Origin of the sequence: Enterobacter sp. RHBSTW-00975, assembly GCF_013615235.1 — a bacterium.
Classification (GTDB): Bacteria; Pseudomonadota; Gammaproteobacteria; order Enterobacterales; family Enterobacteriaceae; genus Enterobacter; species Enterobacter ludwigii.
This window is the reverse complement of record NZ_CP055883.1, coordinates 4,731,921-4,746,452: the sequence shown is the minus strand read 5'-3', so window position 1 is coordinate 4,746,452 and position 14,532 is coordinate 4,731,921. Positions and strand designations below refer to the sequence as shown.

The 14,532-nt window shown below is 52.5% G+C and carries 13 protein-coding genes; 7 read left to right on the top strand and 6 right to left on the bottom strand.

Annotated features, from left to right (window positions below; genetic code table 11):
- Positions 1–54: 54 nt before the first annotated feature.
- From HV340_RS22945 to dsbA, 3 genes are all read left to right on the top strand, one after another.
- On the top strand, positions 55–324 hold the full coding sequence (locus HV340_RS22945; RefSeq protein ID WP_010436801.1) for a YihD family protein: 270 nt from the start codon (positions 55–57) through the stop codon (positions 322–324).
- Between the two features lie 75 nt (positions 325–399).
- On the top strand, positions 400–1,386 hold the full coding sequence (locus tag HV340_RS22940) for a serine/threonine protein kinase (protein ID WP_063925928.1): 987 nt from the start codon (positions 400–402) through the stop codon (positions 1,384–1,386).
- A 27-nt stretch (positions 1,387–1,413) separates the two neighbouring features.
- Entirely contained in the window at positions 1,414–2,037 is a 624-nt protein-coding gene (gene dsbA / locus HV340_RS22935) for a thiol:disulfide interchange protein DsbA (RefSeq protein WP_020883990.1), read from the top strand.
- A 24-nt stretch (positions 2,038–2,061) separates the two neighbouring features.
- On the opposite strand, the gene HV340_RS22930 is transcribed toward dsbA, so the two are convergent.
- Positions 2,062–2,913, bottom strand: a complete 852-nt coding sequence (locus HV340_RS22930) for an acyltransferase (protein ID WP_229216791.1) — start codon at positions 2,911–2,913, stop codon at positions 2,062–2,064.
- Here HV340_RS22930 and HV340_RS24550 point away from each other — a divergent pair.
- Positions 2,810–3,088, top strand: a complete 279-nt coding sequence (locus tag HV340_RS24550) for a hypothetical protein (RefSeq protein WP_226864116.1) — start codon at positions 2,810–2,812, stop codon at positions 3,086–3,088. The genes HV340_RS22930 and HV340_RS24550 overlap by 104 nt on opposite strands.
- A 322-nt stretch (positions 3,089–3,410) precedes the next feature.
- A complete protein-coding gene (gene polA / locus HV340_RS22925) occupies positions 3,411–6,203 on the top strand; it encodes a DNA polymerase I (RefSeq protein ID WP_047356005.1) in 2,793 nt (930 codons plus the stop codon).
- A gap of 312 nt (positions 6,204–6,515) precedes the next feature.
- Here polA and yihA read toward each other — a convergent pair whose 3' ends face one another.
- Positions 6,516–7,145 (bottom strand): ribosome biogenesis GTP-binding protein YihA/YsxC, encoded by a 630-nt coding sequence (gene yihA / locus HV340_RS22920; protein ID WP_014172255.1) that lies wholly within the window; start codon positions 7,143–7,145, stop codon positions 6,516–6,518.
- A 578-nt stretch (positions 7,146–7,723) separates the two neighbouring features.
- Here yihA and yihI point away from each other — a divergent pair.
- Both yihI and hemN read left to right on the top strand, forming a co-directional pair.
- Positions 7,724–8,239, top strand: coding sequence for a Der GTPase-activating protein YihI (yihI, locus tag HV340_RS22915; protein ID WP_014172254.1), 516 nt, complete (start codon positions 7,724–7,726; stop codon positions 8,237–8,239).
- A 188-nt stretch (positions 8,240–8,427) separates the two neighbouring features.
- A complete protein-coding gene (gene hemN / locus HV340_RS22910; protein WP_050737758.1) occupies positions 8,428–9,801 on the top strand; it encodes an oxygen-independent coproporphyrinogen III oxidase in 1,374 nt (457 codons plus the stop codon).
- 64 nt (positions 9,802–9,865) lie between these two features.
- On the opposite strand, the gene HV340_RS22905 is transcribed toward hemN, so the two are convergent.
- The 4 genes from HV340_RS22905 to glnA form a co-directional block, all read right to left on the bottom strand.
- Positions 9,866–9,976, bottom strand: a complete 111-nt coding sequence (locus HV340_RS22905) for a YshB family small membrane protein (protein ID WP_032670298.1) — start codon at positions 9,974–9,976, stop codon at positions 9,866–9,868.
- Positions 9,977–10,086: 110 nt separating this feature from the next.
- A complete protein-coding gene (glnG, locus tag HV340_RS22900) occupies positions 10,087–11,499 on the bottom strand; it encodes a nitrogen regulation protein NR(I) (protein WP_063925927.1) in 1,413 nt (470 codons plus the stop codon).
- Between the two features lie 11 nt (positions 11,500–11,510).
- On the bottom strand, positions 11,511–12,560 hold the full coding sequence (gene glnL, locus HV340_RS22895; protein WP_014172250.1) for a nitrogen regulation protein NR(II): 1,050 nt from the start codon (positions 12,558–12,560) through the stop codon (positions 11,511–11,513).
- 185 nt (positions 12,561–12,745) lie between these two features.
- Positions 12,746–14,155, bottom strand: a complete 1,410-nt coding sequence (glnA, locus tag HV340_RS22890; protein WP_014172249.1) for a glutamate--ammonia ligase — start codon at positions 14,153–14,155, stop codon at positions 12,746–12,748.
- Positions 14,156–14,532 lie beyond the last annotated feature (377 nt).

The window sequence follows — 14,532 nt, the reverse complement described above, 5'->3', positions numbered from 1 at the left end:
TTATTGTGGGATTGACCCTGCTAACGTGTCACTCTCAATGAAAGGAGCACCACCATGAAATGTAAACGTCTGAATGAAGTCATTGAACTCCTCCAGCCGGCCTGGCAAAAAGAGCCAGAGCTTAATCTGATGCAATTTTTACAGAAACTGGCGAAAGAGTCAGGTTTTGACGGCGAACTGACAGACCTTTCTGACGATATCCTGATCTACCATCTCAAAATGCGCGACTCTGCCAAAGACGCTGTTATTCCTGGTATTCAGAAAGATTATGAGGAAGATTTTAAAACCGCGTTGCTGCGCGCACGTGGCGTAATTAAAGAGTAAAAGCTTGTAAGCGGCGGCACCGAAATCGCCACAAGATGATATCCTGAATCATTCGTATAATTTCCGGATGATCGGATGAACGACCAGGCTTTTACTTTCAAGACATTACACCCGGATACCATTATGGATGCGCTGTTTGAACAGGGTATTCGGGTGGATTCCGGGCTAACCCCCTTAAATAGCTACGAAAACCGCGTCTATCAGTTTCAGGACGAGGATCGTCAGCGCTTTGTCGTAAAGTTCTATCGCCCTCAACGTTGGTCCGCAGAACAAATTCAGGAAGAGCACCAGTTTGCTCACGATCTGCTGGATGATGATGTTCCCGTTGCCGCGCCGCTTAAATTTAATAACCAAACGCTGCTCACCCACGAAGGGTTTTACTACGCCGTATTCCCAAGCCTGGGGGGTCGCCAGTTTGAAGCGGATAATATCGATCAGATGGAGTGGGTTGCCCGATATCTGGGACGCATTCACCAGACGGGACGTAAAGAAGACTTTATTGCCCGTCCGACAATCGGTATTCAGGAATACCTGCTTGAACCTCGTCAGGTATTTGAAACCTCGGCGCTAATCCCCAAAGCGCTTAAGGATAATTTCCTCAACGCGACCGATAAACTTATTGATGCGGTGAAAACCTGCTGGTGCGATGATATTTCCGTTCTGCGTCTGCACGGCGATTGTCACGCTGGTAATATTCTCTGGCGTGATGGCCCGCTGTTCGTCGATCTCGATGATGCACGTATGGGGCCAGCGGTTCAGGACCTGTGGATGCTGCTCAATGGCGATAAAGCTGAGCAACGGATGCAGCTTGAAACGATTATTGAGGCCTACGAAGAGTTTAGCCCTTTTAATTCAGACGAAATTGTCCTGATTGAACCTTTACGCGCGATGCGTTTTGTTTATTATCTCGCATGGTTAATCAGGCGTTGGGACGATCCTGCATTTCCCCGTAATTTCCCGTGGCTTACCGGAGAGGATTACTGGCGCAGCCAGATATCCACATTTACTGAGCAGGTTAAGGTTCTTAAGGAGCCCCCTCTGCAATTAACGCCGATGTATTAATTGGACACACCCAGGAGAGAGTTAATCATGAAAAAAATTTGGCTGGCGCTGGCAGGTATGATTCTGGCATTTAGCGCTTCTGCTGCGCAGTTTACCGACGGCAAACAGTATACGACGCTGGAAAAGCCAGTCGCTGGCGAGCCACAGGTTCTGGAGTTCTTCTCGTTCTATTGCCCACATTGCTATCAGTTCGAGCAGGTGCTGCATGTTTCCGATAACGTGAAGAAAAAGCTGCCAGAAGGCACCAAAATGACCAAGTATCACGTTGAGTTCCTGGGCCCATTGGGTAAAGACCTGACTCAGGCGTGGGCGGTAGCTATCGCGCTGGGCGTGGAAGATAAGATCACTGCACCAATGTTTGAAGCAGTCCAGAAAACCCAGACAGTTCAGACGACTGCAGATATCCGTAAAGTCTTCGTGGATGCCGGTGTGAAAGGTGAAGAATACGACGCGGCATGGAACAGCTTTGTGGTGAAATCTCTGGTAGCCCAGCAGGAAAAAGCCGCCGCAGACCTTCAGCTGCAGGGCGTTCCGGCGATGTATGTTAACGGCAAATATCAGCTGAACACGCAGGGCATGGACACCAGCAGCATGGATATCTTCGTACAGCAGTACGCGGATACCGTGAAATATCTGGTCGAGAAGAAGTAAGATCAATAAAGAAAAAAACGCCGGTCACTGACCGGCGTTTTTGTATGAAGATTTAATCTTTTCTATCTGTTCATCTTTCTCATTCCAGAGCGTATTCAGCCAACGCTGGAAAAGACGTTTGAAATTCTTATCGTTAACGTAATCCCCGTGCAACCCGTCATCAACCGGCACCAGCTCGATACGTACAACGATCCGCGTCAGCTTGCCGCTGAGCATATCGAAGAACGGTGTCCTGTCGTTTTCCGGATAGCAGAGCGTGACGTTGAGTAATTTATCGAACTGCGCGCCCAACACGTTAAGCGCCATCGCAATGCCCGCAGCCTTGGGCGGCAGCAGGTGCTGATAAGGAGAGCGAGTTTGTTGACGCTTCTCTTCCGTAAAGCGCGAGCCTTCCACGAAGTTCACAATGGTTGTCGGATGCGCGCGAAATTTTTCGCAGGAGCGGCGGGTGGTTTCTACATCTTTACCACGACGCTCCGGATGACGAAGCAAATAGCTGCGCGAATAGCGTTTCATAAACGGCATATCGAGCGCCCAGCAGGCCAGACCGATAAAAGGCACCCAGGCGAGCTGCTGTTTCAGGAAGTATTTGTTCATCGGGATATGTTTGCGGAAAAGCACGCATAACACCACGATGTCTGCCCAGCTGTGGTGGTTGCAGATAAGCAGGTACCAGTTCTTTTTGTTGAGGCCTTCAAGCCCTTCCACATCCCACTTCAGGTGTGGGTTCAGGTACAACAGGAACGCCAGTCCTTCACACCAGCAGTACATCATGAAATTACAAAATGCGGATACGGCTCGCCATACCACGGGCACGGGCAGCAGCAACTTAATGATGCCGGCAACAATGATCGGCACAGAACAGGCGACAGTCACCAGAATAGTTAAAATGATGCTTAAAGGTAATGTTATTGCTGCGAGCAATCTCGACATGATGAGCTTTTTCAGATGGTTAGCTGTAAGTGAGCGGCCGGCTATCCGGTGCAGGGCGCTGATTTTATCAGAAATCAGACAAAATAAGGGTGCTTTCATGCCAGGCGTTGCGGGATAACGCCCGGGAGCAGAAGATTTCGCTATAACGGCATGCGGCCCTGGGCTTATATCCACATAGACTAAATTGTCATCAATTGGCCATAAAGATCAAATGAAACATAATAACTCTATGATATATAGAATCTATTTATTATGAGGTATGTACTTTTAGCGTCTGTTATTCCTATGACGTAAAAGTATGCACAAACTTATCCACAGATTTATTTTTGCGAGCGATCCTCACGATCGCAAAATCTTTTCCTGTATCTGGCGCTAATAACTGATGTTTTCATCCTTCTGTGGCATCCTTTACGCATAAATTGATTAAAGGCACGGACATTATGGTTCAGATCCCAGAAAACCCTCTTATTCTCGTCGACGGCTCTTCTTACCTGTATCGGGCGTACCATGCGTTTCCTCCTCTGACCAATAGCGCAGGGGAACCTACCGGCGCAATGTACGGCGTGCTAAACATGCTGCGCAGCCTGATCCTTCAGTACCAGCCAACCCATGCGGCAGTGGTGTTTGATGCGAAAGGTAAAACCTTCCGCGACGAGCTTTTTGAGCATTACAAATCTCACCGTCCGCCAATGCCTGACGATCTGCGTGCGCAGATTGAACCGCTGCACGCGATGGTAAAAGCGATGGGCTTGCCGCTGCTGGCCGTCTCTGGGGTCGAAGCCGATGACGTAATAGGTACGCTGGCACGTGAAGCAGAAAAAATGGGTCGTCCGGTACTGATCAGTACAGGGGATAAAGATATGGCGCAGCTGGTAACGCCAGGTATCACCCTGATTAACACCATGACCAACACCATCCTGGGGCCTGAAGAGGTGGTCACAAAATATGGCGTGCCGCCAGAGCTGATTATCGACTTCCTCGCGCTGATGGGCGACTCCTCGGATAACATCCCAGGTGTACCTGGCGTGGGTGAAAAGACCGCACAGGCGCTGCTTCAGGGATTGGGCGGGCTGGATACGCTGTACGCGGAACCGGACAAAATCGCCGGGCTCTCCTTCCGTGGTGCAAAAACCATGGCCGGAAAGCTGGAAGAGAACAAAGAGGTGGCTTATCTCTCCTATAAGCTGGCAACCATTAAAACCGATGTTGAACTGGAACTGGGTTGTGAGCAGCTTGAAGTGCAGCAGCCTTCCGCAGACGAACTGCTGAGCCTGTTTAAGAAATACGAATTCAAGCGCTGGACCACGGACGTGGAAGCCGGTAAATGGCTGCAGGCAAAAGGGGCCAAACCGGCCGCTAAGCCAAAGGAGACGATTGTCGTTGATGCCGAAGAGCTGGCAGAAGAAGAGGCCATCGCGCTCTCTTTCGACAATTACGAAACCCTCCTTGAAGAGTCACAGCTGGTGGCGTGGATTGAGAAACTCAAAAAAGCGCCGTTCTTTGCCTTCGACACGGAAACCGACAGCCTCGATAACATCTCCGCCAATATGGTCGGCCTGTCATTTGCGACGGAGCCGGGAATGGCGGCCTATGTGCCCGTTGCACATGATTACCTCGATGCGCCTGATCAGATCCCGCGTGAGCGTGTGCTGGAGCTGCTGAAACCGATTCTGGAAGATGACAAGGCGCTTAAGGTCGGGCAAAACCTCAAATATGATCGCGGCATTCTGCAAAACTATGGCATTGAGCTGCGCGGCATTGCGTTCGATACCATGCTGGAATCTTACATTCTCGACAGCGTGGCGGGTCGTCATGATATGGACTCTTTATCCGACCGTTGGCTTAAGCATAAGACCATTACCTTTGAAGAGATTGCCGGAAAAGGTAAAAACCAGCTCACCTTCAATCAGATTGCCCTGGAAGAAGCGGGTCGCTACGCGGCCGAAGACGCCGATGTCACGCTGCAACTGCACCTGAAGATGTGGCCAAAACTGCAGAAGCACGAAGGTCCGCTGAACGTGTTCCAGCACATTGAGATGCCGCTGGTACCTGTGCTCTCGCGCATTGAGCGCAACGGCGTAAAAATTGATCCGACGGTGCTGCATAACCACTCTGGAGAACTGGCGCAGCGGTTGACCGAGCTTGAGCAGAAGGCGCATGAGCTTGCCGGCGAACCGTTTAACCTTTCTTCTCCGAAACAGCTTCAGACCATCCTGTTTGAAAAGCAGGGAATTAAGCCGCTGAAGAAAACCCCTGGCGGCGCGCCATCAACGTCTGAAGAAGTGCTTGAGGAACTGGCGCTGGATTACCCGCTGCCAAAAGTGATTCTCCAGTACCGTAGTCTGGCGAAGCTGAAGTCTACCTATACCGATAAACTTCCGCTGATGATCAACCCTAAAACGGGCCGCGTGCATACCTCGTATCATCAGGCTGTGGCGGCGACCGGTCGTCTCTCCTCGACCGATCCAAATCTGCAGAACATTCCGGTACGTAATGAAGAAGGCCGTCGTATCCGTCAGGCGTTTATCGCGCCAGACGACTACCTGATCGTCTCGGCCGACTACTCGCAAATTGAGCTGCGTATTATGGCGCACCTGTCACGCGACAAGGGGCTGCTGACGGCCTTTGCGGAAGGAAAGGATATCCACCGTGCAACGGCGGCTGAAGTCTTTGGGCTGCCGCTGGACAGCGTGACTCACGAGCAACGTCGCAGTGCGAAGGCGATCAACTTCGGTCTGATCTACGGCATGAGCGCCTTTGGCCTTTCGCGCCAGCTCAACATTCCGCGTAAAGAGTCGCAGAAGTATATGGATCTCTACTTCGAGCGTTATCCGGGCGTGCTGGAATATATGGAACGCACCCGCGCACAGGCGAAGGAGAAAGGCTACGTCGAAACCCTGGATGGCCGTCGCCTTTATCTGCCGGACATCAAATCAAGCAACGCCGCGCGTCGTGCCGGTGCAGAACGTGCTGCCATCAACGCCCCGATGCAGGGGACGGCGGCAGACATTATTAAGCGCGCGATGATCGCGGTTGATGCCTGGCTGGAAAAAGAGAAGCCACGCGTGAAGATGATCATGCAGGTACACGATGAACTGGTATTCGAAGTCCACAAAGATGATCTGGACGCCGTGTCGAAGAAGATCCACGAACTGATGGAAAGCAGCATGACGCTTGACGTGCCGTTGCTGGTGGAAGTGGGCAGCGGTGAAAACTGGGATCAAGCTCACTAAGGGTTCTGCCAATAACGCGCTTTTTATGTAAGTTAGCAACATAACAAAGTGCGTTTTGTGACGATCATTAGAATTCCCTATGTAAAGAATGAAAAAAAACTACAAAAAGTGCTTTTTCTACAGCAAAAAAAGGGGTAGAGTTATTCGCGTAGGGTACAGAGGTAAGATGTTCTATCTTTCAGACCTTTTACTTCACGTAATCGGATTTGGCTGAATATTTTAGCCGCCCCAGTCAGTAATGACTGGGGCGTTTTTTATTGCGGCAAAGAATAATCCAGGCAAAAAAAAGCGCGGACATCGCCGCGCTCGGTATTACTCTTCTTCCGCTTCCGTCGCGGGTTCCAGCTCGTTGAACCAGCTATCAAGCTTCTGACGCAGCTTGTCGACACCCTGCTTTTTCAGCGAGGAGAACGGCTCCACCTGTACGTCGCCGTTAAAAGCCAGCACCGCTTCGCGAACCATATTCACCTGCGCTTTACGCGCGCCGCTCGCCAGCTTATCCGCTTTAGTCAGCAGTACCAGCACGGCTATCTCACTTGAGACAGCCCAGTCGATCATCTGCTGATCGAGATCTTTCAGGGGATGGCGGATATCCATCAGCACCACCAGACCTTTCAGGCACTGGCGTTTTTCCAGGTATTCACCCAGCGCACGCTGCCATTTGATCTTCATCTCTTCCGGTACTTGCGCGTAACCATATCCCGGTAAGTCGACAAGGCGTTTGCCTTCTGCCACTTCAAACAGGTTAATCAGCTGAGTACGGCCAGGTGTTTTTGAGGTACGCGCCAGGCTCTTCTGATTGGTCAGCGTATTCAGGGCGCTGGATTTCCCCGCGTTAGAGCGGCCAGCAAAAGCCACTTCAATGCCAGTATCAGAAGGAAGGTGGCGGATATCGGGCGCACTGGTGACAAAATGCGTCTGTTGGTAGTTCCAGGTAGTCACGTGGTCGTCTCCAAAATCGTAATCTGAGGGGGATTATACCTGAATGCCGGCAAAAGACTTTTTTGATTGCACAGTGCCTGTAGGTTAAAACCCTGGCGGTTGTGAGAGATCGGCTATGAATACTATGGGAGATTTCAGAGAATTCGCAGGCGTTAAAAAAGCCAAATTGTTTTAAATCATAAGCTTATTCTCGGGTAATTATCTGAAAATCCGTTTTTGTGCCGTTTCGTTGCTTGTCAGTTTAACTGAACAGGGTAAAGTGTGCGTCAGGGCGAGGAAGCCAACAGGAAACAGACTTAAGGATTAGGGTCAGGAGCGCCAGGAGGCGAAGACGCAGGATTGTCAGGATGACCAACGCCTGGAGGCGTTTTAACAGGAAACGGAACCGTATCACGGATGGTATTAGCCAAGGGATAAACAGGGTTTGTTGTTGGCAAACACGGAATGTCTGACCCGTTAAGGGTTGTGAGTCAGGAAAAAAGGCGACAGATTGCTCTGTCGCCTTTTTTCTTTGCTTGCTTTCTGCTAGATTTCGCCGCAATTCTATACTGAAGAAAACGACTTAAAGATAAAACATCATGAAAAAACCGACCTCCGCTGCGGGCGCTAAACGCCCTGCAAAAGCACACCGCAAAACGCGCGAAGAACTGAACCAGGAATCGCGCGATCGCAAACGCGATAAAAAACATCGCGGTCATGCTGCGGGTAGCCGTGCAAACGGTGGTGATGCTTCTGGCGCTTCTGCGAAAAACAAGCAGCAGAAAGACCCACGTATTGGCAGTAAAACACCTGTTCCACTGGGCGTGACAGACACCCCGGTCACTAAGCAGCACAAACCAAAGAGCGAGAAACCTATGCTTTCACCGCAGGCTGAGCTGGATTTGCTGGAGAACGATGAGCGCCTGGACGCGCTGCTGGAACGTCTTGAAGAGGGTGAAACCCTGACCGCCGAAGAGCAGTCATGGGTTGATGCCAAACTGGACCGCATTGATGAGCTGATGCAGAAGCTGGGTCTGTCTTACGACGATGACGAAGACGAAGAAGAAGACGAAAAGCAGGAAGATATGATGCGTCTTCTGAAGGGTGGAAACTAACATTTGCATCCGGCAGGGACGATAGTCCTGCTAATAACCCTTCCGGTTATATGTTATCTGGTGTGGTTATTCGTTAAACTACGGCGGTTGTCGCGGCGACAGAAGTGGCTGCGCACCCGAGTGATGGCCCGCGATGGGGCCAGAACGGGCCGCCGTATGCGAACGCGACACCAACGGAAGGAGTGAGCATGTCTGTACCAACTATCGACTGGGATTTGGCCCTAATCCAGAAATATAACTATTCCGGGCCGCGTTATACGTCATACCCCACCGCGCTGGAGTTCTCCGATAGTTTCGGCGAGGCGGCGTTTCAGCAGGCTGTCGCGCGCTACCCCGAGCGACCGCTGTCGCTCTATGTCCATATTCCGTTCTGCCACAAGCTCTGCTACTTCTGCGGCTGCAATAAAATCGTTACCCGTCAGCAGCATAAAGCCGATCAGTATCTGGATGCGCTGGAGCAGGAAATTCTGCACCGTGCCCCGCTGTTTGCCGGCCGTCACGTCAGCCAGCTTCACTGGGGTGGGGGGACGCCAACGTATCTGAATAAAGCGCAGATCAGCCGTTTAATGACGCTCCTGCGCAACAACTTCCGTTTTAACGACGATGCTGAAATCTCGATCGAGGTCGATCCGCGCGAAATTGAGCTGGATGTACTGGATCACTTACGCGCTGAAGGTTTCAATCGCCTGAGCATGGGCGTGCAGGACTTCAACAAAGAGGTGCAGCGGCTGGTGAACCGTGAGCAGGATGAAGAGTTTATCTTTGCCTTACTCAACCACGCCCGCGATATCGGCTTTACGTCGACCAATATCGACCTGATTTACGGCCTGCCTAAGCAAACGCCGGAGAGCTTCGCCTTCACGCTGAAACGCGTGGCCGAACTCAACCCGGACCGCCTGAGCGTCTTTAACTATGCGCATCTGCCGACGCTGTTTGCCGCTCAGCGCAAAATCAAAGATGCCGACCTGCCTTCTGCCCAACAGAAGCTGGATATTTTGCAGGAAACCATCGCCTCGCTGACCGAAGCCGGTTATCAGTTCATCGGCATGGATCACTTTGCTCGTCCGGATGACGAGCTGGCTATTGCCCAGCGCGAAGGCGTACTGCACCGAAATTTCCAGGGATACACCACCCAGGGCGACACCGATTTGCTGGGGATGGGCGTCTCCGCCATCAGCATGATCGGTGACTGCTACGCGCAGAACCAGAAAGAGCTGAAACTTTACTATCAGCAGGTAGATGACGCGGGCAACGCGCTGTGGCGCGGTATCGCGTTAACGCGCGATGACTGCATCCGTCGTGACGTGATTAAGGCGCTCATCTGTAACTTCCGACTTGATTTCAGCGAGGTGGAAGCGCAGTGGGATCTGCATTTCAGCGATTACTTTGCTGATGACCTGAAGCTGTTAGCGCCTCTGGCAAAAGATGGGCTGGTGGATGTTTCAGAACGTGCAATTGACGTGACACCCAAAGGGCGCCTGTTGATTCGTAATATCTGCATGTGCTTCGACGCCTATCTGCGTCAGAAAGCGCGTCTGCAGCAGTTCTCACGCGTCATTTAAGACGTGCCAAAATATTTGGCCGGGTAAGGCGAAGCCGCTACCCGGCTTTTTTGTTAGCGACTCTCTAGCTAAACAGCCCAACCAGCGCCGCGCACAGCACAGCAGCAACGGCTGTTTGTGGCGTGTGGCTTTCGGCTGCTCCACTTGAGAGCATATTCACTAATGTTTCCAGCATGATGGTCACCCTCACTTTCCGGGCACGATCATACAAAAATCATTGATACAGTAAAGCGCAAAATAGCAGCAATTTGCGCTCAATTAATAACCTTTACACAAGGGTAAAGATCACTCCATGCCCAGCTCTTTCAGCTTACGCGTCAGGGTATTACGTCCCCATCCCAGCAGGCGTGCCGCTTCCTGCTTATGGCCCTGTGTATGGCGGAGTGCGGTGGTCAACAGCGTGCGCTCCATCTCGGGCTGGGCTTCAGACAGCAAGTTTTGATGACCGGAACGCAGCGCGCGATCGGCCCACTGTGCCAGCAGCGTCGCCCAGCTGTCCGGCAATCCATGTCCGGTGCTGCTTTCTGGCGCAGTCGCTTCAAACAGTTCAGCCGGTAAATCCTGAATCAGGACTTCCTGTCCGGCGGCCATTACGGTCAACCAGCGACAGGTGTTTTCCAGCTGACGCACGTTGCCCGGCCACGCCAGGCGGGTGAGGGCGGCATCGGTTTCCGGGTGCAGCTGCTTGGCTTCCACGCCCAGCTCACGGGCAGCGACCTGCAGAAAATGACGCGCCAGGCGGGGAATATCTTCACGGCGTTCACGTAGCGGTGGCAAATGAACGCGGATCACGTTCAGGCGATGGAATAAATCCTCACGGAATTTACCTTCCTGGACGCGCTGCTCCAGATTCTGGTGCGTCGCGGCAATAATGCGTACATCGACCTTCACCGGCGCATAGCCACCTACGCGATAAAACTGTCCGTCGGCCAACACGCGCAGCAGACGGGTCTGGACATCCAGCGGCATATCGCCGATTTCATCCAGGAAGAGTGTTCCACCGTCAGCCTGCTCGAAGCGACCCTGGCGAATGGTATTCGCGCCGGTAAAAGCCCCTTTCTCATGGCCAAACAGTTCGGATTCAATTAAATCCTTTGGGATGGCGGCCATATTCAGGGCGATAAACGGTGCTTTTGCCCGCGGGCTGTGGCGATGTAAGGCATGCGCTACCAGCTCTTTACCGGTTCCCGATTCACCGTTAATCAGTACGCTGATGGACGAGCGTGACAGACGGCCAATGATACGAAACACATCCTGCATGGCCGGCGCTTCGCCAATGATGTCCGTCGTGGGCCCGAAGTCAGGCGTGTGACGAGGCTGCTGCTGCTCCTGATAGTGGCTGATCGCGCGCTCAACCAGGGCGACCGCTTCGTCAATATCAAACGGTTTGGGCAGGTAATCGAACGCCCCTTGCTGATAGGCGCTCACCGCGGCGTCCAGGTCGGAATGCGCCGTCATTATGATGACCGGAAGCATAGGATGGCGTTGTTTGATCTGCTTTAAAAGCGCCAGCCCGTCCATTCCCGGCATGCGAATATCCGAAAGCAGCACATCCGGCGTTTTGGTGGTGAGTGCGTCGAGCACTTCGCTGCCGCTCTCAAACGTCGTGCAGCTTAATCCTGCCCCTGTGAGCGCGCGTTCAAGCACCCAACGGATGGAGCTATCGTCATCGACTACCCAGACTATCCCTCGTTGCATAAACGTCACCTTTATTTTTTAATCGGCAGGAAAACCGAAAACTCGGTATGTCCCGGCCAACTGGTAAATTCAATTTTTCCAGAGTGTTGATCGATCAAACTACGGGCAATGGATAACCCCAGGCCGGTACCGCCTTCGCGACCGCTGACCATCGGGTAGAACAGGGTGTCCTGAAGATGCGACGGAATACCCGGCCCGTTGTCCTCAACGTCGATGCGGGCAGCCAGACGATAGCGCACGCCGTGCAGTGTGAGCTGGAACGCGGTGCGGGTGCGCAAAATAATTTCGCCCCCTTCCGGCCCCAGCGCCTGCAGGGCATTACGCACAATATTCAGCAAGACCTGCTCAATCTGATCCGGGTCGTGCGCCAGTTCCGGCAGGCTTGGGTCGTAGTCACGGACCAGCGTGACGTTCTCCGGCAGCTCCATCGAGACGAGTTTCACAACCCGCTCAGCCACTTTATGAATACTTTCTGAGACATGCATGCCGGGCTGTTGTGGCCCGAGCAGACGGTCAACCAGGTTACGCAGGCGGTCTGCCTGCTCAATGATGACGTTGGTGTACTCCGCCAGCGCAGGGTCGGGCAGCGCTTTGGTCAGGAGTTGTGCCGCACCGCGTAAGCCACCCAGCGGGTTCTTGATTTCATGCGCCAGGCCTCGCACCAGGTCACGGGCGGCAATTTGCTGGGCATGCTGAAGTTGTTCCTGGCTCAGGCGGCGCTGATTATCCATCGGCGCCATTTCAAGCAGGATCAGCCCTTCAGGAAGCCGTTGTGCGGTAAGCGATAAAATATGTGAGCGCCCGTCGATCACCAGCGTGACTTCGTTATCGGTAAAGCCCTGACCGGCCTGCAGACTTTCCTGCATCAGGCCAATATTCAGCGAGAAATAGCTTAATAATTCCGGAAGCGGGGTGCCAAACAGTTTGCGTGAACTCTGGGCGAGCAGCTGCTGCGCCGCCGGGTTGGCGTAATGTACGGCCAGCTCGTCGTCGACCAGCAAAATACTGTTAATCAAAGAATTGAGGATCTGCCCAGCATCGGGCAGCGTGCCAGTTGCCATTCAGCAGTCTCCTGGAGTTGGTTGCACTAATTTAGTGCAGTATAGCTTTTTCGTCGTAAAAAGCGCGTGAGATCAGTTTGTTGGTGGAGAAAAAAGCCCATCCGGAGATGGGCTGAAAGTTTCCACGGCAACAAATAAAAGCTTGTGAGATCGCGCGTAAAAGGGCGCGCGAAACTCATTGAAACTTAAACGCTGTAGTACAGTTCGAACTCAACCGGGTGTGGCGTCATACGCACACGGTCGTTCTCTTCAGTACGCAGGGCGATGTAAGCATCGATAGCGTCGTCAGTGAACACGCCACCCGCAGTCAGGAACTCGCGGTCTGCGTCCAGCGCCTGCAGGGCTTCTTCCAGAGAGCCTGCAACCTGTGGGATCTCTTTCGCTTCTTCTGGCGGCAGGTCGTACAGGTTTTTGTCCATAGCTTCGCCTGGGTGGATCTTGTTCTTGATACCGTCCAGACCCGCCATCAGCAGTGCTGCGAAGCACAGGTATGGGTTAGCAGCTGGATCCGGGAAGCGAACTTCGATACGACGCGCTTTAGGAGACGCCACCACCGGGATACGGATAGAAGCAGAACGGTTACGGGCAGAGTACGCCAGCATTACCGGTGCTTCGTAGCCTGGGACCAGACGCTTGTAGGAGTTAGTGGTTGGGTTCGCCAGGGCGTTGATCGCTTTAGCGTGTTTGATTACGCCGCCAATGTAATACAGAGCCTGCTCAGACAGACCGGCATATTTGTCACCAGAGAACAGGTTGGTTCCGTTCTTGGACAGAGACATGTGGCAGTGCATACCGGAACCGTTATCGCCAAACATTGGTTTTGGCATGAAGGTCGCGGTTTTACCGAAACGGTGCGCAACGTTGTGCACAACGTATTTGTAGATCTGAATTTCGTCTGCTTTTTTGGTCATGGTGTTGAAGCGGGTTGCCACTTCGTTCTGACCCGCAGTCGCCACTTCGTGGTGGTGAGCTTCAACCACCAGGCCCATCTCTTCCATCACCAGACACATGGTGGAACGGATGTCCTGAGCGGAGTCGACCGGAGGAACCGGGAAGTAACCGCCTTTAACGCCAGGACGGTGACCTTTGTTACCACCTTCGTATTTGGTGGAGGAGTTCCATGCACCTTCGATATCGTCGATGGCAACGTGGGAGCCAGAAATAGAAGCACCGAAACGGATGTCATCAAACAGGAAGAATTCTGGCTCTGGCCCGAACAGTACGGTGTCTGCGATACCGGTTGAACGCAGGTACTCTTCAGCGCGTTTCGCGATGGAGCGTGGGTCGCGGTCGTAGCCCTGCAGTGTGCCTGGCTCAAGGATGTCGCAACGGATGATCAGGGTTGGTTCTTCGAAGAACGGATCAATGACCGCAGTGGAAGCGTCAGGCATCAGAACCATGTCAGATTCGTTGATACCTTTCCAGCCGCCAATGGAGGAGCCGTCAAACATTTTGCCTTCTTCAAAGAATTCGGCGTTTACCTGATGAGCAGGAATAGTGACGTGCTGTTCTTTACCTTTGGTATCGGTGAAGCGCAGATCAACAAACTTCACTTCATGTTCGTTCAGCATCGTCAAAACGTGTTCAGCGGACATACTTAACTCTCCAGATTGGTCATTGTCGTCGTGGTAACGAGGTCTTCAATTTCTGTCTTGGGCTGGCTGTGTGCCATTTTTTTGCCGTATTTTTATAAAGCGAAATCTGTGCCAACTTTTAAAACACACCAAAAAGGCGTTATCATGCGCACCATAGTGCAAAAGTGCTGCACCACAATGGTTATGTTGCACCAGTATAGTGCTTCAGTGTGAACACTGAGCACCATATTGGTGCAATTTTCGTTAAAGTGCCCTTTTTACGCTCCGTGAAAGCGATCACAAAGCATCTCTGCAATACTTGTTTGCGGGGGATGTTTGTGATCCTGTTTTGTAGTGCGATTAATCCGTGTACAATAACGCGCTATTTCTAATGCCTG